At 34.6% G+C, this 25,032-nt stretch carries 29 protein-coding genes and 5 pseudogenes; 11 read left to right on the top strand and 23 right to left on the bottom strand.

Annotated features, from left to right (window positions below; translation table 11 throughout):
• Positions 1-24: 24 nt before the first annotated feature.
• Together ABH959_RS21175 and ABH959_RS21170 are read right to left on the bottom strand one after the other, a co-directional pair.
• Complete coding sequence (locus ABH959_RS21175) at positions 25-1,059, bottom strand: hypothetical protein (protein ID WP_113937702.1); 1,035 nt, start codon at positions 1,057-1,059, stop codon at positions 25-27.
• Positions 1,049-1,909, bottom strand: a complete 861-nt coding sequence (locus tag ABH959_RS21170; RefSeq protein ID WP_113937701.1) for an ABC transporter permease subunit — start codon at positions 1,907-1,909, stop codon at positions 1,049-1,051. Before ABH959_RS21170 ends, ABH959_RS21175 begins: the two co-directional genes overlap by 11 nt.
• Positions 1,910-2,157: 248 nt before the next feature.
• Here ABH959_RS21170 and ABH959_RS21165 point away from each other — a divergent pair.
• Positions 2,158-2,328: pseudogene (locus ABH959_RS21165) on the top strand (IS4 family transposase); the annotation flags it as partial.
• A 90-nt stretch (positions 2,329-2,418) separates the two neighbouring features.
• On the opposite strand, the gene ABH959_RS21160 reads toward ABH959_RS21165, so the two are convergent.
• From ABH959_RS21160 to ABH959_RS21140, 6 genes and pseudogenes are all read right to left on the bottom strand, one after another.
• Positions 2,419-2,616, bottom strand: a complete 198-nt coding sequence (locus ABH959_RS21160; RefSeq protein WP_113937700.1) for a hypothetical protein — start codon at positions 2,614-2,616, stop codon at positions 2,419-2,421.
• 2 nt (positions 2,617-2,618) lie between these two features.
• The gene (locus tag ABH959_RS21155; protein ID WP_061676103.1) at positions 2,619-3,212 is read right to left on the bottom strand and encodes a MauE/DoxX family redox-associated membrane protein; all 594 of its coding nucleotides are present in this window, start codon (positions 3,210-3,212) and stop codon (positions 2,619-2,621) included.
• A gap of 114 nt (positions 3,213-3,326) precedes the next feature.
• Entirely contained in the window at positions 3,327-4,097 is a 771-nt protein-coding gene (locus ABH959_RS29425) for an ABC transporter ATP-binding protein (protein WP_420196574.1), read from the bottom strand.
• A 186-nt stretch (positions 4,098-4,283) separates the two neighbouring features.
• Positions 4,284-5,135 (bottom strand): annotated as a pseudogene (locus ABH959_RS29420) (ABC transporter transmembrane domain-containing protein); the annotation flags it as partial.
• 260 nt (positions 5,136-5,395) lie between these two features.
• Complete coding sequence (locus ABH959_RS21145) at positions 5,396-5,884, bottom strand: hypothetical protein (RefSeq protein WP_061676105.1); 489 nt, start codon at positions 5,882-5,884, stop codon at positions 5,396-5,398.
• A 71-nt stretch (positions 5,885-5,955) separates the two neighbouring features.
• Complete coding sequence (locus ABH959_RS21140) at positions 5,956-6,129, bottom strand: hypothetical protein (protein WP_154696180.1); 174 nt, start codon at positions 6,127-6,129, stop codon at positions 5,956-5,958.
• 348 nt (positions 6,130-6,477) lie between these two features.
• Between ABH959_RS21140 and ABH959_RS21135 the strand changes: the two are divergent.
• Positions 6,478-6,777, top strand: a pseudogene (locus ABH959_RS21135) (IS6 family transposase); the annotation flags it as partial.
• On the opposite strand, the pseudogene ABH959_RS21130 reads toward ABH959_RS21135, so the two are convergent.
• Positions 6,732-6,944 (bottom strand): annotated as a pseudogene (locus tag ABH959_RS21130) (PH domain-containing protein); the annotation flags it as partial. The pseudogenes ABH959_RS21135 and ABH959_RS21130 overlap by 46 nt on opposite strands.
• A gap of 88 nt (positions 6,945-7,032) precedes the next feature.
• On the opposite strand from ABH959_RS21130, the gene ABH959_RS21125 reads away from it, so the two are divergent.
• Positions 7,033-7,704: a DUF4386 domain-containing protein gene (locus ABH959_RS21125; protein ID WP_113937698.1), complete on the top strand. Its 672-nt coding sequence runs from the start codon at positions 7,033-7,035 to the stop codon at positions 7,702-7,704.
• On the opposite strand, the gene ABH959_RS21120 is transcribed toward ABH959_RS21125, so the two are convergent.
• Together ABH959_RS21120 and ABH959_RS21115 are read right to left on the bottom strand one after the other, a co-directional pair.
• Positions 7,694-8,269 (bottom strand): Crp/Fnr family transcriptional regulator, encoded by a 576-nt coding sequence (locus ABH959_RS21120; protein ID WP_061674952.1) that lies wholly within the window; start codon positions 8,267-8,269, stop codon positions 7,694-7,696. The two genes, ABH959_RS21125 and ABH959_RS21120, sit on opposite strands and share 11 nt — an antisense overlap.
• Before the next feature lie 180 nt (positions 8,270-8,449).
• Positions 8,450-9,361, bottom strand: coding sequence for a DMT family transporter (locus tag ABH959_RS21115; RefSeq protein WP_113937696.1), 912 nt, complete (start codon positions 9,359-9,361; stop codon positions 8,450-8,452).
• Positions 9,362-9,564: 203 nt separating this feature from the next.
• Here ABH959_RS21115 and ABH959_RS21110 point away from each other — a divergent pair, with 203 nt between their 5' ends.
• The 6 genes from ABH959_RS21110 (at position 9,565) to exsF (ending at position 14,903) form a co-directional block, all read left to right on the top strand.
• Positions 9,565-10,296 (top strand): alpha/beta hydrolase, encoded by a 732-nt coding sequence (locus tag ABH959_RS21110; RefSeq protein WP_002030493.1) that lies wholly within the window; start codon positions 9,565-9,567, stop codon positions 10,294-10,296.
• Positions 10,297-10,386: 90 nt separating this feature from the next.
• Positions 10,387-10,905, top strand: a complete 519-nt coding sequence (locus ABH959_RS21105) for a YjcG family protein (protein ID WP_113937695.1) — start codon at positions 10,387-10,389, stop codon at positions 10,903-10,905.
• Between the two features lies 1 nt (position 10,906).
• A complete protein-coding gene (locus ABH959_RS21100) occupies positions 10,907-11,329 on the top strand; it encodes a GNAT family N-acetyltransferase (protein WP_044437812.1) in 423 nt (140 codons plus the stop codon).
• Positions 11,330-11,552: 223 nt separating this feature from the next.
• Positions 11,553-13,619, top strand: a complete 2,067-nt coding sequence (locus ABH959_RS21095) for an ATP-dependent helicase (protein WP_002135005.1) — start codon at positions 11,553-11,555, stop codon at positions 13,617-13,619.
• Positions 13,620-13,761: 142 nt separating this feature from the next.
• The gene (cotY, locus tag ABH959_RS21090) at positions 13,762-14,232 is read left to right on the top strand and encodes a spore coat protein CotY (protein WP_113769138.1); all 471 of its coding nucleotides are present in this window, start codon (positions 13,762-13,764) and stop codon (positions 14,230-14,232) included.
• Between the two features lie 167 nt (positions 14,233-14,399).
• Positions 14,400-14,903 carry an exosporium protein ExsF gene (gene exsF, locus ABH959_RS21085; RefSeq protein WP_113937694.1) on the top strand — a complete coding sequence of 168 codons (504 nt, stop codon included), beginning with the start codon at positions 14,400-14,402 and terminating at the stop codon, positions 14,901-14,903.
• 76 nt (positions 14,904-14,979) lie between these two features.
• On the opposite strand, the gene ABH959_RS21080 is transcribed toward exsF, so the two are convergent.
• The gene (locus ABH959_RS21080) at positions 14,980-15,165 is read right to left on the bottom strand and encodes a hypothetical protein (RefSeq protein WP_002064286.1); all 186 of its coding nucleotides are present in this window, start codon (positions 15,163-15,165) and stop codon (positions 14,980-14,982) included.
• 163 nt (positions 15,166-15,328) lie between these two features.
• Positions 15,329-15,688 (bottom strand): DUF1360 domain-containing protein, encoded by a 360-nt coding sequence (locus tag ABH959_RS21075; protein ID WP_000899658.1) that lies wholly within the window; start codon positions 15,686-15,688, stop codon positions 15,329-15,331.
• A 124-nt stretch (positions 15,689-15,812) separates the two neighbouring features.
• On the opposite strand from ABH959_RS21075, the gene exsY reads away from it, so the two are divergent.
• Entirely contained in the window at positions 15,813-16,277 is a 465-nt protein-coding gene (gene exsY / locus ABH959_RS21070; RefSeq protein WP_002135000.1) for an exosporium assembly protein ExsY, read from the top strand.
• A gap of 48 nt (positions 16,278-16,325) precedes the next feature.
• On the opposite strand, the gene ABH959_RS21065 is transcribed toward exsY, so the two are convergent.
• The 10 genes from ABH959_RS21065 to ABH959_RS21020 form a co-directional block, all read right to left on the bottom strand.
• The gene (locus ABH959_RS21065) at positions 16,326-16,853 is read right to left on the bottom strand and encodes a CotO family spore coat protein (protein WP_181777941.1); all 528 of its coding nucleotides are present in this window, start codon (positions 16,851-16,853) and stop codon (positions 16,326-16,328) included.
• A gap of 147 nt (positions 16,854-17,000) precedes the next feature.
• A complete protein-coding gene (gene fabI, locus ABH959_RS21060; protein WP_002011384.1) occupies positions 17,001-17,771 on the bottom strand; it encodes an enoyl-ACP reductase FabI in 771 nt (256 codons plus the stop codon).
• 110 nt (positions 17,772-17,881) lie between these two features.
• Positions 17,882-18,736 (bottom strand): dTDP-4-dehydrorhamnose reductase, encoded by an 855-nt coding sequence (gene rfbD / locus ABH959_RS21055; RefSeq protein ID WP_002134996.1) that lies wholly within the window; start codon positions 18,734-18,736, stop codon positions 17,882-17,884.
• Between the two features lie 11 nt (positions 18,737-18,747).
• The gene (gene rfbB / locus ABH959_RS21050) at positions 18,748-19,719 is read right to left on the bottom strand and encodes a dTDP-glucose 4,6-dehydratase (protein ID WP_404493122.1); all 972 of its coding nucleotides are present in this window, start codon (positions 19,717-19,719) and stop codon (positions 18,748-18,750) included.
• Positions 19,720-19,734: 15 nt separating this feature from the next.
• Positions 19,735-20,280 carry a dTDP-4-dehydrorhamnose 3,5-epimerase gene (gene rfbC, locus ABH959_RS21045; RefSeq protein ID WP_404493120.1) on the bottom strand — a complete coding sequence of 182 codons (546 nt, stop codon included), beginning with the start codon at positions 20,278-20,280 and terminating at the stop codon, positions 19,735-19,737.
• Positions 20,281-20,288: 8 nt separating this feature from the next.
• Positions 20,289-21,026 (bottom strand): sugar phosphate nucleotidyltransferase, encoded by a 738-nt coding sequence (locus ABH959_RS21040; RefSeq protein ID WP_215555590.1) that lies wholly within the window; start codon positions 21,024-21,026, stop codon positions 20,289-20,291.
• Positions 21,027-21,040: 14 nt separating this feature from the next.
• Positions 21,041-21,721 (bottom strand): glycosyltransferase family protein, encoded by a 681-nt coding sequence (locus tag ABH959_RS21035; RefSeq protein WP_002134989.1) that lies wholly within the window; start codon positions 21,719-21,721, stop codon positions 21,041-21,043.
• Positions 21,722-21,732: 11 nt separating this feature from the next.
• On the bottom strand, positions 21,733-22,419 hold the full coding sequence (locus ABH959_RS21030) for a glycosyltransferase family protein (RefSeq protein ID WP_002134988.1): 687 nt from the start codon (positions 22,417-22,419) through the stop codon (positions 21,733-21,735).
• Positions 22,416-23,105, bottom strand: a complete 690-nt coding sequence (locus ABH959_RS21025) for a class I SAM-dependent methyltransferase (protein ID WP_404493118.1) — start codon at positions 23,103-23,105, stop codon at positions 22,416-22,418. Before ABH959_RS21025 ends, ABH959_RS21030 begins: the two co-directional genes overlap by 4 nt.
• Before the next feature lie 155 nt (positions 23,106-23,260).
• Complete coding sequence (locus ABH959_RS21020) at positions 23,261-24,358, bottom strand: tetratricopeptide repeat-containing glycosyltransferase family 2 protein (RefSeq protein WP_002064275.1); 1,098 nt, start codon at positions 24,356-24,358, stop codon at positions 23,261-23,263.
• A gap of 165 nt (positions 24,359-24,523) precedes the next feature.
• Here ABH959_RS21020 and bclA point away from each other — a divergent pair.
• Positions 24,524-25,032 (top strand): annotated as a pseudogene (gene bclA / locus ABH959_RS21015) (collagen-like exosporium glycoprotein BclA); the annotation flags it as partial.

Raw genomic sequence — 25,032 nt, 5'->3', positions numbered from 1 at the left:
CTTGATGGACATGTGGCGGCACACCTAATTATCTTTTTCTCTATAAATAGAGTTTAGATTCATTCTAGCAAACGAAGATTTATCAACTTTCATCTTTTGGTATTTTGCTTCAAACGATGATCTTTCCCCACTTTTTTTCTTATCATTAGAAATAAAGCGTGTATTGTACTGTTCTTTTATACCTTGAATCATAAGGTGTAGAACAAATATTGAAATTGTAAAAAATAACAACGGAGCTAGTACAAGCCAAGGTGCCATTAATAATTCATTTTTATTTAATCCAATTAAACTTGACCACTCATTCGTAAGTGAAAACACTTTTAAGTCACTTGACATTCGCCTTCCGCCAATCAAAATTTCAAAAAATGCTAAATGAATCAATAAAGTAAATAATTGAACAAACTGTTGCAGGAAAAGAATAACAAGTATTTCCTTTAAGTAAAGCCAAATATGCCTTCGAAACAAATAGAATTTTGAAGCCCCTAACAAAACTGAACTTATAATGTATTCATTTTTCATGAACAGATTTATTTCTTGACTAATATAAATAATAACCGGTGGTAACGTTACGATACAAAGGATAAAGAATTGTTTCCCAATAATAGACATGCTAAGCCCAGTTTGCTGGCTTTCCAACATTAATGGAGCCATCCACATAATACCCCACAGCACTGTTGGAATGAAGAAATAAGGTTTAAATACTTTTTGAACAAAACTTTGCAACTTAGATGATGTATAGGCTAAAGCCCCACCTAATAATGTTCCTATTAGAATTTGAATAAGACAAATCCCCAAAACAAATAAGATAGTAAATTTCGCTCCAATGATCAATTGAAAAAACAAATTATATCCACTTCTATCTGAACCAAATGGAGGCATAATTAACGGATTGAATGGTGCAGCTTGAATGACATCCCCATCTTCATTTTTTAATAACAGTTGCGTATTGGAATATAAATCTTTTCCAAACCATGTAAATAAATAACTGATGATTACAAGTCCTATAAAGTAGGAAACCCCGAACCAAAAACGTCTGGAACGAATAATGCTATGACTCATTTGCAATTCCTCCCGTAATACGATTTACTCGATAATGAACAGCTATGAATATTAAATAGAATGGAATAAATAACAGTAGTGTCCACCACACCATCGTTAAAGGAGTTAAAGCGCCTGGTTTCACCAAAAATGACATATATCCGTGAATGTTGAAAGCTGCCTCTACCATTAAAAGACTTGAAATCATAAATAAGAAAATAGATTGCAGATGATTGAGTAAGTGATACATTATATTTCGAAATAAATGAACAAATAAGATATATCTGTTACTTAACCCCTTTGCACGAGCAAATTCTACATAAGGTTTATGCTTTTCATCCAATAAGAACAGAACAATGATTCGAAAAAGATGAAGCGTAGGAACAATAGTCATACAAAGGATCGGTAGAAAATACACTTGCTTACCATTCATTGCATAAATATTAACTATATTTGACCCTGTTTGTTTAAATACCCATACGAAAAACAGTTGTAGTACAAATATTAATAACAAATCAGGAATGGATTCAATAAAAATTAAACACCGTTCAATTCCCTTTTTTATTCTAGAAGATGATAGTAAATAAAAAAATGAGAGACAAGTAGCAAATAAAACAGCCAAACAAGTGGATACAGCCAGAATAGTAATCGAATAAACATAAGGATCCAAAATATTTTCTAGGAAAGGGACTGGACGCATTAAGGTTCTATTAAAATATAAAATATCTGCTGGAGAACAAAGTTGTTGTAAATAAGCAATAAAACTAAGCGTGTTTCCTTTCAAAAAGATAAACGGTAGATAACTAATAACAATGATTACTACTATACAAATAAAAAATTCAATAATTTTCTCACTTAAAAACTTCTTCATTCCAACCCCCTTAATGATTGTCGAAAAATACACAATCTTTAAATAATTTTACCTGGAGATTTCCATACATTCAAATTTATCTTTTTTACTCCACTCCTCTTTCATTATTAAAATTTTGTTACGATTATAAAACATATGCCTCTAAGGGGGAGTGTCACATCGCAATCAGGCTAAGGTTTTACACTACCCAAAAAGCAAAAAAGGCGTTATCCTTTCTGTAAAATTATAAGAAAGGATGGCGTTTTTTTATGAATCTTTCAATTCTTGATGAACTTCAACCGATTGCTGAAGAATTACAACGACATATGTCTTCTCATGTTCTAGAACACCTAGCCAAAGAAAAAGGATTCGTCCAGCGAAAGAGTAAATATCAAGCACAGGAGTTAGTCGCTTTATGTGTATGGATGAGTCAAAGTGTAGTTTAGTTTAGAAAACTTTGCAACAGGACCATTCTGTATATGTCAAGTGAATATATGGATAGTTACTATTTATCAAGAGAGATTCGCACGTTAATTTTTATCTGTTTTATTTTTCGAATACTCTAAATCTTCTTCTTCTACTTTTAATTCAGCAGAATTAGTAATTTCAATCATTCCTACTTGAGTTTGGAATCTATTTAGAAAATCAGTTACTAATTTAATTAATAAAAAGAAAACAATCATTTGAATAATCATACAAGTCCAAAGAAGATAATCAGACCAGTTCAAGTTCATCGCTCCTTTATTTGTTTTGCTAATTTTAAAAAGTTATTCATGCTCGAACGAATAAAAAATAGTGAATTTAAAATAGAAATAAAGAAAAGTAAAAAAATTGATATTAAGACTGATAGTACTGCATTACTATTAAAAATAAGATTAGGGTCTTTTGGATGAATTAATACAGCGTTTAAGCTGAGAAGATTTGTTTGGTTCTTTAAAAGAAAATAAACTACAGTTAATAAGACTATATTACGAAATACTAAAAACCAAGATAAATGGTGATTACCTGCTATTCCTCCACAACCACATGATATAGTGGTTCTTTTCTTTAATAAATTGATTACGATACCTGTAGTGTACAAAACTAATAAAATAAATAATACTAATCCGGAAATAACAGGAAATAAGCCTAGTAATAGCAAACTGGCACAAGAAAATTCTAAAATGACTTCAAAAATAGAAAAGGATTTTGCTAATTTTTGAGGAATAATTTCATATTCCTTTACAATGATAACATGTTTTTTAAAATCTGAAATTTTACTTATAGCAGTTGATAAGAAGAGAATGCCGATCATTACTCTTAATATTAAAATGATTTCACTCACGTGTAATTCTCCCTCTATAATTAGTAGTACATCAATATTTTAAGTTGCTTATTCGTAAATTCTAGATACTATTTCACATTTTATAGAAATAGCATCTAGTCAGTTTCTAAGGGATTACCGTTCGGAATATTCACGTATCTTGTTGTCATAGAATTCTGCTTGAGTGGTATATAGTTCATGATACTTTCCCTTTTGCAATACTAGCTGTTCGTGGGTACCAAATTCAACTAACTTTCCATTATCTAATACAATGATTTTATCTGCTAGTTTAGCTGCTGACATTTTATGTGAAATCAAAAGTGTTGTTCTTTCTTCTGTTAATTGTTTGAATTTATCGAAAATTACCCTTTCAGATAAAGGATCTAAAGCTGCGGTAGGTTCATCTAAAATCATAATAGGGCTATTTTTAAATAAGGCTCTCGCAATCGCTACTTTTTGCCATTGTCCACCGGAAAGTTCTTCTCCCTCATATAAAAATCGACCTACATATGATTGATATTTATTTGGAAACTTTGTTATATCTGTATGGATTCCTGATTGTAGAGCAACATCCTGGATTTTTTTCTTATCGTTTCTTTCTGATATATTTCCAAAAGCAATATTTTCTTCAATTGTAAGGAAATATTTGGTGAAATCCTGAAAAATAACAGTGATGTTATCTCTAAGGGAATTTAATTGAATTTTATTTATAGGTACGTCATCAAAATAAATATTTCCAGATGTAAGAGGATATAGACCAAGTAAACATTTAATTAAAGAGGTTTTTCCCGATCCGTTGTGACCAACAATCGCTATTTTCTCTCCAGGTTTAATTGAAAATGATACATTCTTTAAAACTTCTTTTTGACTATTTGGATAGGAAAATGATACATTTTCAAATCGAATCCCTTGGTATAACTTACTAGGAAATGTGATTGTGTTTTTAGTATTAGATTCATTTTCTTCAAATGAATCTATATAGTTAAAATAATCATGAATATATAGTGTATCTTCATATAGTAGTGCAATACTTGCAGAAATAGAATGTAAAGAATTTTGAGTACTATGCACAGCTTGTCCAATAGAAACAAATTCTCCGATTTTAACAGCTGACTTTTTTATTAACCAAATAATGATTCCTGCAGAACTGCAATATGAAATAGCTATGATACCATCTAAAAATATTTCAGCTTTGCTTTTTGTTTTCAAGAAAGACAGAGAGATTTTCATATTTTCTGTATATTTCCGCTTCCATCTATCTATAAAATGGGGATATAAATTAAACACCCTTACTTCTCTAGCCGATTCTTTTTCCATAATCAAATTCTCAATATAACTAGCTTCTCTAACAATAGGAGTTAAATCTTTTTGGAGTTGAAAGCCCTTATTTCCCAAATAAGATTTGATTAAAAGAGTTGGTATGAAAGCAAAAGTACTAATCAAGGCCAAGCTCCAATGAATTGAAATTAAAAAAATAATTAAAGACGTAAGAGCTATTAATGATTGTATTATGGAAAATAAATTATTAATTGGTGACAAAAGGCGAGGTCCTGTATTTGATCTAACACGATTGGTGTAATTGTAAAAATTAGGATCATCAAAATTAGAATACGGTATTTTGATAGATTTATTAGCAATTTGTTCTGTTAGCAATCTATTAAGTTTAAAAGATAACTGTTGTTCGAGATACGTTTGAAATTGTTTAATAACTGTTTCCAATATTAAAAGCATGAATTGTGATATAAGCAATACAATGGCTAAAGTATTACTTTCACTTTTATTTTCTATTAATAGTGCTATGTTATTTATTAATTCTTTTGTAATTAAAATTGTTCCAACCGGTAGCATTCCTAAAATTAATATAAAAAAGCTAGAATAAAATAACCAAAGTTTATCAACCTTCCAAATCAGCTTGAATATTCTTAGTATGTATGAAATTAACATATTAAAATCACCACTTCTTTTAATTTCTTTGTAGGTTTCTTTTTGTATTGGAAAGATAGAATTTTGTTATATCATTAGTATTTTCAAATAGCAGAGAGAAAGGTGCATTGATTTTGTTATTCTTAATATTATGATTAAAAGAGAAATAGGAGATACAGGAGATCAGTAATAAAAAGTTCCCCTATCAAATGTATAGCATGTTGTGCCTCAAATTTATAATATCTGGAACAAATTTTTTATAAATTTCAACCTGAAGTTACTTAAATAAGTTTATCTGCTATTGTCGAATTTCTTGTAATAATTCCTTGTGAATCGATATGTATAAAAGCTGGGAAAGCAAATACTCTTAACTTTTTTTGTTGAACAATAGATAACGGATAAACAGGCATGGTACTTTTAAAATGGACATGTTCAACAAATTGATTGTAAAATTCTTTGTTTTTAGAATCTATGTATAAAATTAGGTTATGAGACTTATGTTTGTTGTTATCAATTATTTCGTCTAACTTGTCATGACAAAACATACATGTTGGGGACATTACCATAATAATAGATTCTTTATGGTGCGTGTAAGAACTAGGTAATTCCAAAATTTTTTTTATATCTTGCCCTATTAACGGATCCTTGTATTCACCAGAGAGATAAACTTTAGGGAGCTGGTGTATTACTTGTTTTAGTTTAGTGATTTTTAAAACTAATATCAAAAGTAAAGATATCCATAATAAAAATAAAATAAAATATATAATCATATGATGCACCTTTCTAGATATAGTAGAGCCCAAAGGACGAATGTACATTCGCCCTTGGGTTTCTACATAGTTTAGCAACAACCATTTTTGATTATTTTTCCATTTATAAACGTATATCTCTGTGGATACATATATCCATCTTTCCCTTTACATAAAATATAAGAGTCACATCCAGTTTCAGTATATTGCGGCTTATCAACTTCGACTTTTTTAACTCCAAATAATTTTTCTAGTAAATTACTCATAGAAAATTCCTCCTTTAATGTTATATATTACAAATGAATAATAACACAAAATAAACAAAAAGTTAATTGAATTTTATGCTTTTATCAAATAATCAGAAAACTACTACGGTACAAAAATAAAATAGATGTTTAAAAAATGGTATTAATTAGAATTTATACTTTTTATCCTGTATGATAGAAATAAGGATATTCTGGTATTTTTATAGTTAAGAAAAGGCTTATTATAAGAGGGGGAGATCAGATGACGGAGAAAGAAGAAAATAGGTTCTGGTGCAAAAACTTCAGGACAATTGCAATGAATCTATAAATCTTGGACATACTGATACTATTACTCTAGAAAGGGTGCATGATTTGGTGGAAATGATGAAGAAACGGGGGTTATCCATTTCTCATACAACGATTATGCGTTGGGTTCATCAGTATGATCCTGAATTGGACAAACGAATCCGTCGTCACCTCAAACAAACAAATGACTCTTGGAGAGTCGATGAAACATATATCAAAGTAAAAGGTCAATGGATGTATCTGTATCGTGCTGTTGATTCGAAAGGAAACACAATTGATTTTTTCCTAAACAAAACAAGAGACCAGAAGGCTGCAAAGCGCTTTTTAACGAAACCCGATCTAATAGTAATTGTTTCTTCTCCAACAATATATTTTGTTAAAAACCAACTCCAACTAAACAGTATAGCTAATTGAATTATAAAAAATAAGAGAAAATATTCTCTCCCTGCAAATATTGGAGCGAAACAGGCGCCTAAAACAATGAAAAAGATTGGATATAACCATACAGCTTTTTTTGATGGAAATTCCATTACGCTCTCTCCTCTCTTGATTTAAGTCAATGACTTCTCCTCCTTCCCTTATTAAAATAAAAGTAATATTGAAATAGGAGGACGACATATGAATGAACGAAAGTTTGCCTTATTTACTGGTGCTTCTCTTCTTATTATGGCATTTGCTGCATTTTTTTCTTACGGTTTTGTTCACGGAAATCTCGTTGTACAAGGAGATGCGAGCACGACACTCCATAATATTCAAACTTCAAGTTCACTTTTCAAAGCAGAAATTTTCGGATGGATTATCATTTTCATTACGGATATTATCGCCTCGTGGGCTCTTTATTTCTTTCTAAAACCTATCCATACTAGCCTCTCATTACTAGCTGCCTGTCTTCGTCTTATGTATACAGCTATACTTGGGATTGCTATATTCAATTTAATATTTGTATTACTTCTTTCAAAAAACACAGTTGCTAATTCAGAAGCATATACAATGTTATTTCTAGAAGCTTTTGAATACATTTGGTCTGTAGGATTAATCATTTTCGGCTTACATCTTCTCACCTTAGGATACGTAACCTTTCAATCTAAAAACATACCGAAAACTATTAGTATATTACTGCTCATTGCTGCAATCGGCTATATCATCATTAACGTAATGAATACGATGTTTTCACAATATGATGCGATTATTTCCATTCTTAACGTTGTCTTTCAACTACCGATGATCGCAGGTGAACTAGGATTTAGTATATGGCTATTGCTTAGAGGTGGAAAAAACTCTACTGTTTGAGTCGTTTCTTAATTCTGCTTAATGATTCTGGCGTAATACCTAGATAACTTGCCAATTGATATTGAGGAACACGATCGATTAAATGAGGTCGTTTTTGTAATAATGATTTGTAGCGCTCTTCTGGTGTCGATGCAATAAATAATGTAAGTTCTTCTTGTACTTCACCAAAATTGTATTCAATCATTTGGCGCGTCATTTCTTCTAACTGTGAATATTTCTTATACATGTCCTTTTCACTATACAGATCGCCAACTACAACTAGACAATCTTCTAGGCACGTTAACGTATGTGGGGATAATTTATCTTGCTTATGATGATTGAAATTTGCGATTGCTTGTTCTTCTGTATAAAAATTTGATGTAACTTCTTTTCCAGATTCATCTATACAATGTTGCCTCACGCATCCTTTTAATACAAAATAACATTTAGATGGAACATCTCCTTGCCCTAGAAGCACTGTTCCTTTTTTATACTCTTCAATTTGTAATTCTTCTACGATCATGCGCTGCTGTTCTTCACTTAATGTTGTAAGATTTGTCATGTATTTCATTAAAATCTCTTTCATTTGGTCTCTCCTTCCCCCTCTATATTTGTATGAGAAACGTATGATGTAACTCCACTATATATTATCTTTTTTCATGCTACATGGCGGTAATTCCCCCTATTAATCTGTTTTATTTTCTGCATGGAACAAAAAAAGAGAAGTTACCAATAACTTCTCTTTTCGCATATTAGAATAAACTCGTTATAATTCCTGTGTATAAGCCGGTTCGTTCACCACATTTTTTGCTGTTCGTTTTTGTTGCTGTAGTAAGAAAACAGATACACCAAACAATACGAGCATGCTACCGATAATTTGCATTGCATTTAATTTTTCTCCAAGTAAGAAGAACGCTAGTATAGATGCCCCAACTGGTTCTCCTAAAATGCTCATTGAAATCGTTGTTGCATTTACGTAATTTAATAACCAATTATTAATGACGTGTGACACTGTCGGTACAATCGCAAGTAAAAGAAAAATACTCCAATCCCACTTCGTATAGCCTGTAAATGGCACTTGAAGTATAACGTTATAAATCGCTATAAATATACCAGCGAAGGCAAATACAGTGAAACTATAAATCCAATGAGATACTTTCTTTACTGTCGTTTGTCCGATAAATAAATAACCGACAACTGCTATTACACTTAAAAAGGATAATATATCCCCATAAATTGCTTGCTTACTTAGCCCTAAATCTCCCCAGCCAATACACATTACGCCTAGTATCGCAATTCCCATCGTCGCAATTGCTGAATAGGTTGTTCTTTCTTTAAATAAGAAAAAACCTCCCACTAAAGATACGATCGGTTGAAGTGCTAAAATAATCGTCGAACTAGCAACTGTCGTATGCTTTAAGGATTCAAACCATAGAAGAAAATGAAGAGCTAAAAAGAAACCAGATCCAATTAAAAATCCCCAATCTTTTATTTGAATCCTACTAAACTCTTCCCGTTTTTTCCAAACGATCGGCAGCATAATAAGTACGATAATCCATAATCGATACATACTTAAAATGGAAGATGGTGCTGAGGACATCTTTGCAAAAACAGCTGCGAATGAAATTGCTATAATGGAAATTGCTAGTGGTAGTGCGATTGATCTTTCTTGTTTCAAATCCTGTCTCCCCTCTCACCTGTAAAAAATCCCACTTCATTATATCCGTTTTCTTTCACAACTTAAATACTAATTTTTTAGATTCTTCGTACCATTATGGTAAAATAGAAATTAAGGCACCTATTAGTGATTATTTCTTTCCTTTTCACTACAAGCGTCGCTCTTACAATCATTACAGTAAATTTTTATTTAGGGGGATATACATGAATCAAACAATAGGGAGAATTGAAGAAATTTCATTTTTTAGTACATCACTTCAAGAGGAGCTTACACTTCTTGTTTATTTACCAGTAAATTACACACCTCTCCATAAGCATACGGTTGTTATTGCACAAGATGGTAGAGATTATTTTCAGCTTGGTAAAGCCCACCGTGTAATTGAGCGTCTTCGTGAAACTGAAGAAATCGACCGCACAATTATTGTCGGTATTCCATATAAAAATGTACACGATCGTAAGGAAAAATATTTCCCAAATGATGTAAAGAATGCTGCTTACATTCGTTTCCTTGCTCATGAGCTTGCCCCATATATTGATGCAAATTATCCAACGTATCAAATGGGTAAAGGACGCGTTTTAATTGGAGATTCTCTCGGCGGTACAGTTTCCTTCATGACCGCACTTATGTATCCGCATACATTCGGTAAGGTCGTTATGCAATCACCATTTGTTGATGAAACAGTCATGAACTTAGCAAAAGATTTCAAAAATCCGGGGGCGCTAGATCTTTATCACGTAATTGGGACCGAAGAAACAGCTGTCAAGCGTACAGACGGACAAGTATCTGATTTCGTAGAACCAAATCGCGAGTTAAATAAACTACTTACAGATAGAAATTTCATCACGCATTATGAAGAGTTTGAAGGGAATCACACATGGAAATATTGGCAAGCAGATTTACCGAAAGCATTTTCTCACATTCTATCAATGAAATAATAGAGAGCGGTATTCAGAATAATTTGATATAATAGATAAAGAGATTTATTCTCAAAATCTAACTAGACTTGCAAAGGGAGGAATTGGAACATGAAATTAGGAATTGTAATTTTCCCATCAAAAATGATTCAAGATAAAGCGAACGGATTACGTAAACGTTATGATCCGCATTACGCATTAGTTCCGCCACATATTACATTGAAAACACCCTTTGAGACGCAAGATGAACAATTAGAATCGATTGTGAATGAGTTACATACAATCGCAAATAAAACGAACCCTTTCACCCTTCATGTTGGGAAAGTCGGTTCATTCGCACCTGTTAATAATGTTCTTTATTTTAAAGTAGAAAAAACACCTGAACTTACTTTCTTAAATGAAGAAATGCATAATGGTTTCTTTACACAAGAGCGCGAGTACTCTTTCGTACCTCATTTAACAATCGGTCAAGACTTATCAGACGCAGAGCACGCTGATGTATTAGGTCGATTACGTATGAAAGATTTCTATTATGAGCAACCAATCGATCGTTTCCACCTTCTATACCAATTAGAAAATGGAACGTGGACTGTACATGAAACATTCCACCTTGGAAAGGAGAGCAACTAATTTGCACGCACAAATCGTACAAACGGACGAACAACTAAGAGATGCATTCTCTGTACGTAAGCAAGTATTTGTGAATGAGCAACGTGTTTCTGCAGAAGAAGAGTATGATGAGTTTGAAGAAATTTCAACACACGTTGTTATATATGATAATGATGTTCCAGTTGGTGCTGGTCGCTTCCGCATCGTTGATGGAGTTGGAAAGATGGAACGCATTTGCGTACTAGCTTCCCATCGCAAAAAAGGCATTGGCAAAATCATTATGGATGCACTTGAAGCGTATGCGAAGGAAGAGTCTCTACCGAAATTGAAACTCCATGCTCAAACACATGCTGAATTTTTCTATAAAAAGCTAGGATACGTGACGGCTTCTGATGTGTTTATGGAAGCAAATATCCCGCACGTCGTAATGATAAAAGAATTATAAAGTGAAACTTTAATCAGTGGGGGTTTTGTTCATCCCCCACTGATTATTAGCCTTCACCAATCAGGCGTTTACGGGCACCTGAATTTTGAAGTGAGAGTTTTACTGCCCGCAAATAGCGGGGTAATTTTGTAGCAGGAGGTAACCCCTCCTGTTTTTTACATTGCTATTTTCTTTTTCTTCCGCTAAAGTTAAATGTTGATGCTATAGTTTTGAAGGTGAATATATGACACAAGAAAAATTTTCACAAAAATCGTTAACACACGCTGGTATTCCGCAAGCGACGTATCATATTCCGAAAACATCTACCCATTTAATTATGGAAGAAGATGCAGATGCGGCGTATTTCCGCGCTTTAGAACAGCAAGGTGTTTATTTAAATGAAAAACAGTTAGAAGCAGTGCAAACGACAGAAGGACCTGTCCTTACACTAGCTGGTGCTGGAAGTGGTAAAACATCTGTTTTAACAACTCGCGTTGGTTATTTAGTTAATGTAAAACATGTCCATCCGCGAAATATTTTGCTGCTGACGTTTACACAAAAAGCAGCTGAAGAAATTCGAAGCCGTGTAGCGAATTTACCTGGTATGAATCATGCCGCAAGTAGCTATGTCGTTGCTGGTACATTCCACTCTGTCTTTTTAAAATTGCTTCGTAGTCAAGGATATAATCAGCAAATTTTAGCAAATGAAAAACATAAACAAATTATGATAAAGAAAATTTTGAAAGAATTGCGCTTAAAAGACGATTATGATGCCGAAACGATACTCGCTATGATTTCACTTGAGAAAAACAAATTGAATCGTCCGAAAGATGTAAAAGCGAAAACACCGGTTGAACAAGAGTTCAAAGAAGTATACGAACGTTTCGAAGAGGTAAAACAACGACACAATTATATCGATTTTGACGACATCTTATTAGAAATGTATTATATGTTAGAAAATAACGCTCCCCTGCTTACTCAATTACAAGAGCGTTTTCATTACATTGAAGTAGATGAGTTTCAAGATACGTCGTATGCACAATATGAAATTGTAAAATTGTTAGCCACGCCGAGAAATAATTTATTTATCGCAGGTGATGACGATCAAGCGATTTACGGCTGGCGAGGGGCAAGTCACCAAATTATTTTATCTTTTCCAAAGGAATTTGATAATACAACGATTATCGCACTTAATACGAATTATCGATCTAATCCATTTATCGTCGGACTTGGAAATGAAGTTATTAAGCTAAATCAAGAACGTTTTGATAAAGAGCTATATTCTGTTCGTGAAGAAGGTGTACAACCATTTTACGCACGACCAGCTACAACTCTTGATGAAGCAAATCAAATTTTGCAACTCATTCAGGAAAAAGTAGATAGTGGTGAACGAAATTATAAAGATTTTTGTTTATTATATCGTACACATTCTGTAAGCCGTTCTTTACTTGATCAGCTTACAATTCATAAGATTCCATTTATTAAACATGGAGCGAGCCAATCGTTCTACGAACATTCTTTAATTAGGCCCGTATTAGATCACTTACGACTCGTGCTTGAACCGTTCCGCCTCGAATCACTTTCAAATATATTACCAACAATGTATATTGGCCGTGATGAGTGCATTTCATTTATTGAACGTGAACAATGGAAATATGGTGAGGGCCGTTTCCCTTCTCTTCTTCATTTTCTATTACTAAACCCGAGCTTGAAACCTTTTCAAGTTAAAAAAGTAAATGAGCGAATCGATTTTATTAAGTTTATAAAAGAACTTGAACCGAAAAAAGCATTGAAAGAAATTATTCATGGTAAAGGAAAGTATTTAGAGTACTTACAAAGTAATGATCGTTCTTCCTTTACGATGCATAAGGACATACAAGAAGAAATGTTAGAAGAATTGATGGAATCAGCAACTCGCTTTACGGATATTCCGGCTTACTTACAATTTATTAACGAGGCCATTCAAGGTCAAAAAGAAATGGAAGCATTAAAAACAATGCCGCAAAAAGATGCCGTATCGCTTATGTCAATTCATAACGCGAAAGGCCTTGAGTTTCCATGCGTCTTTTTACTCGGAGCAAGCGATGGTATATTGCCGCATACTTCTTCTTTAAAAGATGCAAATGACCGTGTAACTGAGACTTCTGAAGCATTAGAAGAAGAAAGACGATTACTCTATGTCGCCATTACACGCGCAAAAGAAGAACTTTACATTTCCTCCCCGCAATTTTTCAGAGGAAAAAAACTAGATATATCTCGTTTTTTATATACTGCGCGAAAAGATTTACCTGAAAAGACACCCATTAAATAAGGGTGTCTTTTTGCATATCACGTTATGTACATCCCCTCTATATAAATTCCCTGTTTCTATCCTGAGAATTAACGTAATATCAATCATATCCCGTTCATATTGTAATAGTGTATGTCAGAACTCACGATAAGGAGTGAACATAATGAGCTGCAATTGTAATGAAGATCATCATCACCATGATTGTGATTTCAACTGTGTATCAAATGTCGTTCGTTTTATACATGAACTACAAGAATGCGCAACTACAACATGCGGATCTGGTTGCGAAGTTCCATTTTTAGGAGCACATAACACTGCATCAGTAGCGAATACACGTCCTTTTATTTTATACACAAAAGCTGGAACACCTTTTGAAGCATTTGCACCATCTGCAAGTCTTACTAGCTGCCAATCTCCAATTTTCCGTGTAGAGAGTATAGATGATGATGACTGTGCTGTATTGCGTGTATTAACTGTAGTTTTAGGTGATGGTACCTCTGTACCACCTGGTGACGATCCAATCTGTACATTTTTAGCTGTACCAAATGCAAGATTAGTATCAACCTCCTCTTGTATTACTGTTGATTTAAGTTGCTTCTGCGCTATTCAATGCTTACGCGATGTTTCTATATAAAACTGAATACTAATTTAAGCATGGATTGGGTGGCAGATGATTCTGCCACCCAATCCATGCTTAAAAGGTATTATTATGTATTTTTTATAAAATTGGGAACTTGTCTAGAACATAGAACCTGTCCTTTTCATTAACTGAAAGTAGAAACAGATAAAGGAGTGAAAAACATGTTCTCTTCTGATTGCGAATTTAATAACATTGATTGTGAGGCGAAACCAGCTAGTACACTACCTGCCTTCGGTTTTGCTTTCAACGCTTCTGCACCTCAGTTTGCTTCATTATTCACACCACTACTATTACCTAGCGTAAGTCCAAACCCAAATATTACTGTTCCTGTAATAAATAATACAGTAAGTGTCGGAGCTGGCATTCGAATTCAAGTAGCTGGTATTTATCAAATCAGTTATACATTAACAGTGAGTCTTGAAAATGTTCCTGCGCCACCAAATGCCGCTCGATTCTTCTTAACATTGGACACACCAGATAACATTATTCCAGGATCAGGAACGGCAGTCCGGGCTAACATTGTCGGTACTGGTGAAGTAGACGTTTCCAGTGGTGTTATTCTTATTAACTTGAATCCTGGCGACTTGATTCAAATCGTACCAGTTGAATTATTTGGAACTGTAGACATTCGTGCTGCAGCATTAACAGTTGCACAAATTAGCTAGTAAAAAGCGGTATTTCTTAATTGAAATACCGCTTTTTATTTTTACAATAAAAAACACTCACAGTAACATGAGTGTTTCATTCTTCATATTGTTTTATTTTATTTTTCTTTTTCCCACAGTTGCATCCCTTTTTTTTCACAAACCCTTGTTGCTGTAACTGTTCTTGATATGCCTGTTGGTGTGCTTGTTGCTGTTGCTGTATGTTATACCACTGCTGTAGATCATATGAATTTTGCCTTGGATTATTGCTCACAGCAAACATCTCCTCTACTGTCAATTCTGTCTATTTACTATATGAACAACTCCTTATTTCCGTTCCCGCATCCTCTTAAACTCCGCTTTTTCTAACATCATGAAGATTTATCACGATTGGTGCGGGCTAATAACAAGCCGGCAATGCCCCCACTGATTAAAGTTTCACTTTATTATTCTCCCATAAAATATCCTGTAATTGTTTCAATGATCGCTGCTGCACCTGCAATGGCTAATAATGCTAGTACAGGCTCTGCAACAATAGGAATCCATTTATATAAAACTAATAAAAAAGCACTAACCCACACACCTGTACACCAATAGCAGCTTAATAATTCTCCAATCCACTTTCTTAATCCTTTCCCTTTCACCTTTGTAAAAGTCGATACACTTCCATCAGGCTCTGTAATCTCTAACTCATCAATAAACGGTCTTCGCAAAAAAGCTGTAATTTTATCATAAACAATAAGACGAGTTAACCTAAATGCAGCTAGCGCAAAAATAAAAAATAAAAGCCAGCTTGTAAATAACATAATTCCACCTTCCCTATCCTCTTTAGCCTATTTAAAAAAAAAGGTCTTAAGATTGTGACCAAATCTCCCCCACTCCAATATCTTATTAATGTAAATACAAACAAGAAGATAAGGAGTGACATTAATGAGTTGTAACGAAAATAAACACCATAGCTCTTCTCACTGCGTAGTTGACGTCGTAAAATTCATCAATGAACTACAAGATTGCTCTAGTTCAACATGTGGTTCTGGTTGTGAAATTCCATTTTTAGGAGCACACAATACAGCAGCAGTAGCAAATACACGCCCTTTTATTTTATACACAAAAGCTGGAACGCCATTTGAAGCATTTGCACCATCTGCAAGCCTTACTAGCTGCCAATCTCCAATTTTCCGTGTAGAAAGCGTAGATGACGATAGCTGTGCTGTCCTACGTGTGTTAACTGTAGTATTAGGTGATGGGTCTCCTGTACCACCTGGCGACGATCCAATTTGTACGTTTTTAGCTGTACCAAATGCAAGATTAATCTCGACATCTACTTGCATTACTGTTGATTTAAGCTGCTTCTGTGCTATTCAGTGCTTACGCGACGTTTCTATAGTTAAGTAAACTAAAAAACTATTGGGGTGGTAGAAGCTTTCTACCACCTTTACATATTTAAAAACCGGCCATATCAATCGTTTTGATGTCTTCTATAGATAACCGAACATCTCTCATACTATTTGGTGGCATAATGGATACAATGCCATTACGATAAGATATAATCGATCCTATATATGAGACGGTAGTCGTTCTTATCCTACATCTTACTTTCGGAATGTAATGAGGACGATTTAATAAAAAATGAATTTTTTCTTCATTATTCATATCCTTAAAGGATTTATTGTAAGGGACCGTTCTCACTTGCTCTTCCTCTACTTTTTCTTCCACCTCCACTTGAGGCTCCTCTCGTGGTTCTTGTTTCTCTTGTTCTACCACTTCTTCCACAGCACTACTTACAATACTTACAATACTTTCATTTCTATTACTTTGCTCTTTTTGATCCTCATCTTCAAAATTCGTTAAAATAATTCTTTTTATTTTCGGTGCAGCGAGTTCTAAATTTACTTGTGCAATATATAACAACGGTTTTCCAACTGTTGAACTTTTATTTTTATTCTTCACACTCGTCCCTCCCACTTCCATACGTAGCTGGATAAATCGTGTACTATTATAGTTATATTCATAACGTGGCTAGAACTTTCGTTAAAAATCGTTCTTTCTGGGAACAATTAAAAAGGACAGTCTCAACGTTTAGAGACTGTCCTTTTTAAACTTTAATTCCTATTATATTTATCCTAAAATATGATATCCTGAATCAACATGAATGTTTTCACCTGTTACTCCGCGTGCTAAATCACTGAATAAGAATACTGCTGTATCTCCAACTTCTTCTGGAGTCGTCGCACGACGAAGTGGTGCGCGCTCCTCAATTTCTTTTAAGATTGAGTTAAAGTCGCCTACACCTTTCGCAGATAACGTACGAATTGGTCCTGCAGAAATAGCGTTAACGCGAATGCCATGTTGTCCTAAATCGTTCGCTAAATATTTCACGCTAGCTTCTAATGAAGCTTTCGCAACACCCATAACGTTATAGTTTTTCACAACGCGCTCGCCGCCAAGGTATGTTAAAGTTAAAATATTTCCGCCTTCTGTCATCACTTTCTTCGCTTCTCTTGCTACAGCTGTTAAAGAGAATGCACTAATATTTTGTGCAAGTAAAAATCCATCGCGAGAAGTATCTACAAATTCGCCTTTTAAATCATCACGATTTGCAAAAGCAATACAGTGTGCAACACCGTGAATTGTACCAACTTCTTGCTTAATAGTTTCAAAGCAAGCTGTAAGTTCCTCATCATTCGTTACATCACAAGGTAATACAAGTGATTCTTGTCCTTCTAATGTTTCCGCTAGTTCACGAACGTTTCTTTCTAAACGCTCTCCTGCATATGTGAATATTAATTTTGCACCTGCATTATGCAAAGAGCGAGCAATTCCCCATGCAATACTTCTTTGGTTCGCAACGCCCATAACAACAAATGTTTTCCCTTGTAATAGTTCCATGATATATCCTCCCAGAAATACTTATACTTGTTATTAGTACCTGATACTATAATTATAGTACCATAAAACCTCTTAAAGGCAAACAAAAAAGTCACTAACATAAATTTTTGTTAATGACTTTTTGTTTCTATAAAAAACCTTTCTAATCCTTCTTCCCAAGTAGGCATTTGTAAAAAACCATTTAATCGTAGCATGTTATGTTGAAAGATAGAATATTTTGGTCTCGCAGCCGCCGATCCGAATTCTTCAGTTGAAACAGGTAATACATTCACTTTCATATTTGCATACGAAAATATTTTTTGGGCAAATTCAAACCAAGAACATGATCCTCTATTGGATACGTGATACGTACCGTATAAAGAAGTGTGAATGAGCTTATTAATCATCATATTTAAATCTGCCACGTACGTAGGAGAGCCAATTTGATCCGCTACAACAGATATGTTTTCTCTCTCTTTTCCTAATCGTAGCATCGTTTTCACAAAATTATTTCCATACTTACCATACAACCACGATGTACGAACTATAAAATATTTATTATGTAACTCTTTTACGAACTGCTCTCCTGCAAATTTAGAAGCTCCATATATATTTATCGGTGCTGGATTATGAAATTCATGATAGCCATCCGGTTTGTCACCTGGAAATACATAATCGGTACTGACATACACTAACTTAGCCCCTACTAATTGTGAAGCAACCGCTATATTTCGAGCTCCAATCGCATTTATTAAGTAAGCAAGATCCTGTTCTTTCTCAGCACCATCTACCTTCGTATACGCTGCACAATGAACAATTGTATGTGGCTTTATTTCTTGTACCACTTGCTTAATTCGGGATATATTTGTTACATCTAATAACTTTTTATCAAATGGATATATGTCATATTCCTCAGAATTCAACTCTTCTTGTAGTTGCTTCCCTAGCTGACCGTTCGCTCCCGTTATGATAATCCGTTCTTTCATCTACATGCCCCTTACTTTTCTTTTAGTGGTTTCCACCAGTCCACATTGTTTTTATACCATTCCACCGTTTCTTTCAATCCTTGTTCGAACGTATACTTCGGTTCCCATTCAAACTCATTCTTCATTTTTTGTGCATCAATCGCATAACGACGGTCGTGACCTAAACGGTCTGTTACAAATTCAATATCTTTTTTCGTTTTTCCTAAAAGTTTTATAATTTGTTCCACAACATCTACATTTGTTTTTTCGTTATTCCCGCCGATATTATATACCTCTCCTACACATCCCTTATGCAAAACGGTGTCAATTGCACTACAATGATCCGTTACATGCAACCAATCCCTTACATTCAATCCATCACCATATAATGGTAGTTTCTTTCCTTCAAGCGCATTCGTAGCCATTAACGGAATTAATTTCTCAGGATATTGGTACGGTCCGTAGTTATTAGAACAACGCGTTATAATAACTGGTAATTGATACGTTTCATAATAAGATAAGGCTATCATGTCGCTACTCGCTTTACTTGAAGAATACGGACTATTTGGAGCTAACGGGGTTTCCTCAGTAAACTTTCCTGTTTTCCCTAAAGAACCATATACTTCATCTGTTGATACTTGCACGAGTTTAATATGTGAATATTTTTTCACTAACTCCAACAGCGTGACTGTACCTATTACATTCGTATCATAAAAAGGAATTGGGTTTTCAATACTACGATCCACATGTGATTCAGCTGCGAAATTTACAATTACTTGCACGTCACGTTCCTTAACAACATGTTCCAGCAGCTCTCCATTTTGGATTTTCCCTTTTACAAATGAGTAGTTAGGATTTTCTTGAATAGACTTTACATTATTTAAATTCCCGCTATATGTTAATGCATCGTAATTAATGATTTTATATGTTTCATAGTTTTTTAACATATAGTGAATGAAATTACTTCCAATAAATCCAGCTCCACCTGTAACTAATATATTCATAAACAACTCTCCTACTTAAAAACTATCTTCATATTCCTGAAGTAATGGTAATATTCGATCCTTATCGGACAAGATAGGATTTGTTACCGGCCATGGAATTGATAATTCTTTATCTTCCCAAAGCAAACCGGAATCGTGATTAGCACTATAATACTCATCTACTTTATACATAACAATTGTATGAGGTACAATTGTACAAAAACCATGAGCAAATCCTTTTGGCACTAATAATTGCCTATGATTATCTGCGCTTAAAATATAACCTCTCCACTTTTTAAATGTAGGTGAATCTTTTCGCAAATCAACGATAACATCATATATTGCACCTTGCATAACTTGAATGAGTTTCGTTTGTGCTTTCGGATTTTTTTGAAAGTGTAGCCCTCGAATCGTCCCCGAATGCGCTGAATAAGATACGTTATCTTGCACAAATGAATGCGTAATCCCTAACGATTCTAGCATCTTCTTATTATAACTTTCAGTAAAAAAACCTCGCTCGTCTTCAAACAATCTCGGTTCTAACAATTTCGCATTGGTAAAATTTGTTTCTACAACTTTCATATTTTCACCTATTCTCCATTAAACTGTTTCCCAAAGTTTATATCCCGCGCTAACGTATTCGCTCTTTGAAGAGAAGCATGCGTTCCCGCATCAGTCCACCAGCCGCTCATTTCATTATAAGTAAGTACTCCTCGTTTTAAATACCAATTATTTATATCTGTAATTTCAAGTTCCCCTCTTGCGGAAGGTTTTAATTCTTTTATATAAGAAAAGACTTTCGAATCATACAAATAAATTCCCGTAACAGCATAAGAACTTTTCGGCTCATTCGGCTTTTCTTCAATTTCAATTATTTTTCGGCCTTGAATATGCGCTACACCAAATCGCTCGGGATCTTCTACAGATTGAAGCAGCACTTTAGCCCCTTCTTTTTGACTTGCAAACTCTTTAACATACGGGCGAATATCATCTGAAAAGATATTATCTCCTAATATAACTACCATCCGATCATTTCCTACGAAATCTTCACAAAGTCCTAGCGCCTGCGCAATCCCGCCCGCCTTATCTTGCACACGATACGTAAAGGACACACCAAATTCTTGACCACTTCCTAGGAAGCTCACAACATCTCCCATATGCTCTTTACCGGTAATAATCATAATATCTGTAATTTCACATCGCTTCAGCTTATATACCGCATGATAAATCATCGGATACCGCCCAACGGGAAGTAAATGTTTATTTGTTACTTTCGTTATTGGATATAATCTCGACCCTGTCCCGCCTGCTAAAATAATCCCTTTCATCCTTCATCTCTCCCTTATGATGGAGATAGCACATCTTTATAATGTTCCACAAAAATTTCCCGGTATTTCTCATATGTATCCGCATCAAACTCATCTCCGTTGTAATGAATACACCATAGATTTGCTTGATTAGGGATACCAATTAAATATCCAGCCTTTTGAAATTCTAAAGACTGTGACACATCATAGAAATGGAATCCTTGAAACAAATCCTCTCGCCACGGAATATCATACTGCGTTGCCATGAGTAAACCATCGATTGCTTGCATTGACATAAAAGATTGATTTCCATAAAACCCCTGATCCAAATTTAATAATTGATAATTCTGTCTTCTGTATTCAATCACTTTCCCTACTAAATTTTTCCCTTCCCACCATATCCCGTTACTCGGTAAAAACTGAGCACCAGCTACTCCAATTAAACCAAGCTTTTCATTTTCTTTAAAAAGAGAAATAAGTGTATAAAACATATCACGATTAATAAGGTAAGTATCTTGATGTATATATACTTTATATTTCGCCGGATATGAAAGTGCTCGATTGTACGCACTTGCCATACTTTTCGCATCTCGTATCGGAAAAATTTGCACTACATAGCCAGGGGGAACAAAAATGTTTCTTATTTGTCTCTCACATTGCTCGAAAAGCTCTTCATTATTTACACAAACAACGACTAATATTGTATGATTTTTCATTTTCTAGCCCTCTATTCTTCCTTATTCACATCTGACATATAGTTCTCTACAAATACTTTTCTATACTTTTCATAGTTCGTCATATTCACATCAAAATGATAATGAATACACCAAGCATCACGCTGCACAGGGACACCGACTGTATACCCAGCTTTTTTAAATTCAAAAGATTGGGATACATCATAAAAATCAAACCCGTCAAATAAGTCCTCTCGCCACGGAATATCATATTGTGTCGCCATCAATAAACCGTCAATACATTCCACAGGAATAAACGTTTTTGATTCATGAAATGGTTGCTCTAAACTAGCCATATAAAATAACTCGTTCATGTAACCAATTACTTTCCCAACTATCCCTCTTCCTTCGTTCCATACACCGTGCGGGGGAACATACTGGGCTCCAACCATCCCAATCATCCCAAGATGCTCGTGTTCTGTAAATAATTGAATTAATCCAAATAAAAAAGCCCCATTTACAATAAAAACATCTTGGTGTAAATACACTTTATATTTCGCTGGATTCGAAAGTGCTTGATTGTATCCGCTCGTCATACTTTTTGCACCGCGAATCGGCATGAATTGTACACTATATCCTGGAGGTACTGCCAATTTCAATATATGTCTCACGCATTGTGCATACAATTTCGAATCATTTACACATGTCACCATCAAAATCGTTTTATCAGGATTATTCATAGTTGTGATTTTTCTGCTTCAATAATATATTGAAATACAACCGTCTCAGCCATGAAGCCACTTCCAAGACGATACTTTTTACAAATTCCATATAACTCTTCAATAAGTGGCTCATATATTTTATGATCAACATATACACGATCTACTTTACTAATAGAATATCCTGCTTTTAAAAACATTCTTAGCATTTCATTAAAAGTAAAGAAACGAATATGCGTTTTATCTAATAAGCCATATTCTGTATACGTCCAATTTCCAGCGAGTAAGGGAGCTAATACTGAAATGTGCGCAACGTTTGGTACGCTAGCTAAAATCACACCATTTTCTTTTATATATGGCTTTACTTTCTTTATGACAGCCCACGGATCAAATAAATGCTCTAATACATCCCCGAATATGACACAATCAAATTGTTCCTTCTCATAAGGAAGATCCATTGTTTCTATATCACCTAAAATAACATGATCTAATTTTTCTTTCGCTTTTTCGGCAGCCTCTGGGAACGCCTCAATTCCTGATACACGTGCTCCATTTTCTTTTATAGCCGCTCCTAATGCACCGCTCGAGCAACCAATATCAAGAACTTCTTGCCATTCCTTTTTTATATGCTTGAATAAATTAGGGTTTATCGCATTATAATAATGTTCAGATTTTTCTTCGTATAAAGAACTTTTCTCCCGATTCATTTCACACACTCCTTATGCAAATTGAATTTGAAATAGAAACAAAAGATATTCTACAAAGGATGCCATCTCTATTGGTTGCATTACCGATACTCTAATATATAGCCATTCTACTATCATTAGAATAGCGACAAGTCATTTCCTAAAAATAGAACAAATTACATTTTATATTGTTTATCATAGACGCCTCTAAAATATTTACGATTATATTCAATCGCAGCATTATTCGGAACATAAGAAGCTGCCAATTCATTATAATAATAAGCTTTATCTTGATCTCCTAATCTGCTATAACAAATACACATTTGTAAATATGGAATCCACGTATAACTAGCCGGACTGTGAAAAGGACTATCCTCTGCTAGCGGCACTTCAGTTGCTAGCTTAAACCAAAATATCGCTTCATTATACTTTTGTTGTTCCATATATATATATCCTATTCTTGTACAATTCTCTCCCCTAGGAATACCATAACGAAACGACTTCGTACAAGTTTCAACTGCCTTCTCCCAGTCTCCTAACTTCGCATAACAATCTCCTAACTTACCACATGCATAAATTTTCTCTTCATGCCATCCTTCCTCTTGATTAAGAAATGTTTCATACAGAAGAACCGCATCGTCGTATTTTTGATTATCCATGGATTCATTACCGTAATAAAATAAATCTCTCGGGCTTAATTCTTCTCCAGCTGCTACAGCATTTTGAAAAATTTTCAAATTACGATTCGTTATTTCTTTTTCTTTCTTATGTGTAATGGCGACATTACTATTGTAAATTTCACCAGAAACAGCTAAATACTCATGCACCTTTCCAAACCATTGAAATTGTTTTTCACGCTTTACAAGTCGATATCTTCTTGTGCAATATAAAGGTTTCCCATTAGAATCCATTACAAGATAATAAGGCATAGAAACAGCGTCAACTTTACCATCTAACTCTCGTTTTAATGTTTTCAGTGATTCTTGAGCTTCCTCTAATAACACATCATCAGCATCTAACCATAATATATATTCTTGCGTTGCTTTTGAAAACGCAAAATTTCTAGCTGCCGCAAAATCATCAACCCACGGAAAATCGTGTATGTTAGAAGTGTATTTTGCTACAATTTCCTTCGTTCGATCAGTGGATCCTGTATCAACTACAATAATTTCATCAACAATTTTTTCTACCGCGTCCAAACATCGATCTATTGTATTTTCCTCATCGCGAACAATCATACATAGACTAATTGTAATTCCTTGCTTGTTCAACATAATCACCCTCTTCCAACTCAATCATATGTTATACATACAATAAACTTTCCATTTTTTTAACTTGTTCAAGCTATTTAAGATTTCTTTTTAATAATTCAAATGTCCGTGTCATTTTCTTGCGATTTTGCATCTACTATATAATGAAAGCTTTATGGAGGTGAATTTATGTCAAATAATAATTATTCAGATGGCTTAAATCCTGATGAATTCTTATCAGCTAGTGCATTTGATCCTAATCTTGTAGGTCCAACTTTACCACCAATACCACCGTTTACACTTCCAACCGGGCCAACTGGGCCTACTGGGCCTACTGGACCTACTGGACCTACCGTACCTACTGGGCCTACTGGACCTACTGGACCTACTGGACCTACTGGACCTACTGGACCTACTGGACCTACTGGACCTACTGGACCTACTGGACCTACTGGACCTACTGGAGACACTGGACCTACTGGGCCAACTGGAGACACTGGCGCAACTGGACCTACTGGGCCAACTGGAGACACTGGCGCAACTGGACCTACTGGGCCAACTGGAGACACTGGCGCAACTGGACCTACTGGGCCAACTGGAGACACTGGCGCAACTGGACCTACTGGGCCAACTGGAGACACTGGCGCAACTGGACCTACTGGGCCAACTGGTGCCACTGGACCTACTGGGCCGACTGG

Origin of the sequence: Bacillus sp. RC51 (assembly GCF_044908115.1) — a bacterium.
GTDB classification, from domain to species: domain Bacteria; phylum Bacillota; class Bacilli; order Bacillales; family Bacillaceae_G; genus Bacillus_A; species Bacillus_A mycoides.
The sequence above is the reverse complement of the archived record's forward strand: the minus strand, read 5'-3'. Positions and strand labels throughout refer to the sequence as shown.

What these genes read in the sequence shown, in the direction of transcription:
- ABH959_RS21175 (WP_113937702.1), bottom strand. Translation starts at nt 1,059, where the DNA reads ATGAGTCATAGCATTATTCGTTCCAGACGTTTTTGGTTCGGGGTTTCC.
- ABH959_RS21170 (WP_113937701.1), bottom strand. Translation starts at nt 1,909, where the DNA reads ATGAAGAAGTTTTTAAGTGAGAAAATTATTGAATTTTTTATTTGTATA.
- ABH959_RS21145 (WP_061676105.1), bottom strand. Translation starts at nt 5,884, where the DNA reads ATGATTATATATTTTATTTTATTTTTATTATGGATATCTTTACTTTTG.
- ABH959_RS21140 (WP_154696180.1), bottom strand. Translation starts at nt 6,129, where the DNA reads ATGAGTAATTTACTAGAAAAATTATTTGGAGTTAAAAAAGTCGAAGTT.
- ABH959_RS21125 (WP_113937698.1), top strand. Translation starts at nt 7,033, where the DNA reads ATGAATGAACGAAAGTTTGCCTTATTTACTGGTGCTTCTCTTCTTATT.
- ABH959_RS21120 (WP_061674952.1), bottom strand. Translation starts at nt 8,269, where the DNA reads ATGAAAGAGATTTTAATGAAATACATGACAAATCTTACAACATTAAGT.
- ABH959_RS21110 (WP_002030493.1), top strand. Translation starts at nt 9,565, where the DNA reads ATGAATCAAACAATAGGGAGAATTGAAGAAATTTCATTTTTTAGTACA.
- ABH959_RS21105 (WP_113937695.1), top strand. Translation starts at nt 10,387, where the DNA reads ATGAAATTAGGAATTGTAATTTTCCCATCAAAAATGATTCAAGATAAA.
- ABH959_RS21095 (WP_002135005.1), top strand. Translation starts at nt 11,553, where the DNA reads ATGACACAAGAAAAATTTTCACAAAAATCGTTAACACACGCTGGTATT.
- cotY (WP_113769138.1), top strand. Translation starts at nt 13,762, where the DNA reads ATGAGCTGCAATTGTAATGAAGATCATCATCACCATGATTGTGATTTC.
- exsF (WP_113937694.1), top strand. Translation starts at nt 14,400, where the DNA reads ATGTTCTCTTCTGATTGCGAATTTAATAACATTGATTGTGAGGCGAAA.
- ABH959_RS21080 (WP_002064286.1), bottom strand. Translation starts at nt 15,165, where the DNA reads ATGTTTGCTGTGAGCAATAATCCAAGGCAAAATTCATATGATCTACAG.
- ABH959_RS21075 (WP_000899658.1), bottom strand. Translation starts at nt 15,688, where the DNA reads ATGTTATTTACAAGCTGGCTTTTATTTTTTATTTTTGCGCTAGCTGCA.
- exsY (WP_002135000.1), top strand. Translation starts at nt 15,813, where the DNA reads ATGAGTTGTAACGAAAATAAACACCATAGCTCTTCTCACTGCGTAGTT.
- ABH959_RS21065 (WP_181777941.1), bottom strand. Translation starts at nt 16,853, where the DNA reads ATGGAAGTGGGAGGGACGAGTGTGAAGAATAAAAATAAAAGTTCAACA.
- fabI (WP_002011384.1), bottom strand. Translation starts at nt 17,771, where the DNA reads ATGGAACTATTACAAGGGAAAACATTTGTTGTTATGGGCGTTGCGAAC.
- rfbD (WP_002134996.1), bottom strand. Translation starts at nt 18,736, where the DNA reads ATGAAAGAACGGATTATCATAACGGGAGCGAACGGTCAGCTAGGGAAG.
- rfbB (WP_404493122.1), bottom strand. Translation starts at nt 19,719, where the DNA reads ATGAATATATTAGTTACAGGTGGAGCTGGATTTATTGGAAGTAATTTC.
- rfbC (WP_404493120.1), bottom strand. Translation starts at nt 20,280, where the DNA reads ATGAAAGTTGTAGAAACAAATTTTACCAATGCGAAATTGTTAGAACCG.
- ABH959_RS21040 (WP_215555590.1), bottom strand. Translation starts at nt 21,026, where the DNA reads ATGAAAGGGATTATTTTAGCAGGCGGGACAGGGTCGAGATTATATCCA.
- ABH959_RS21035 (WP_002134989.1), bottom strand. Translation starts at nt 21,721, where the DNA reads ATGAAAAATCATACAATATTAGTCGTTGTTTGTGTAAATAATGAAGAG.
- ABH959_RS21030 (WP_002134988.1), bottom strand. Translation starts at nt 22,419, where the DNA reads ATGAATAATCCTGATAAAACGATTTTGATGGTGACATGTGTAAATGAT.
- ABH959_RS21025 (WP_404493118.1), bottom strand. Translation starts at nt 23,105, where the DNA reads ATGAATCGGGAGAAAAGTTCTTTATACGAAGAAAAATCTGAACATTAT.
- ABH959_RS21020 (WP_002064275.1), bottom strand. Translation starts at nt 24,358, where the DNA reads ATGTTGAACAAGCAAGGAATTACAATTAGTCTATGTATGATTGTTCGC.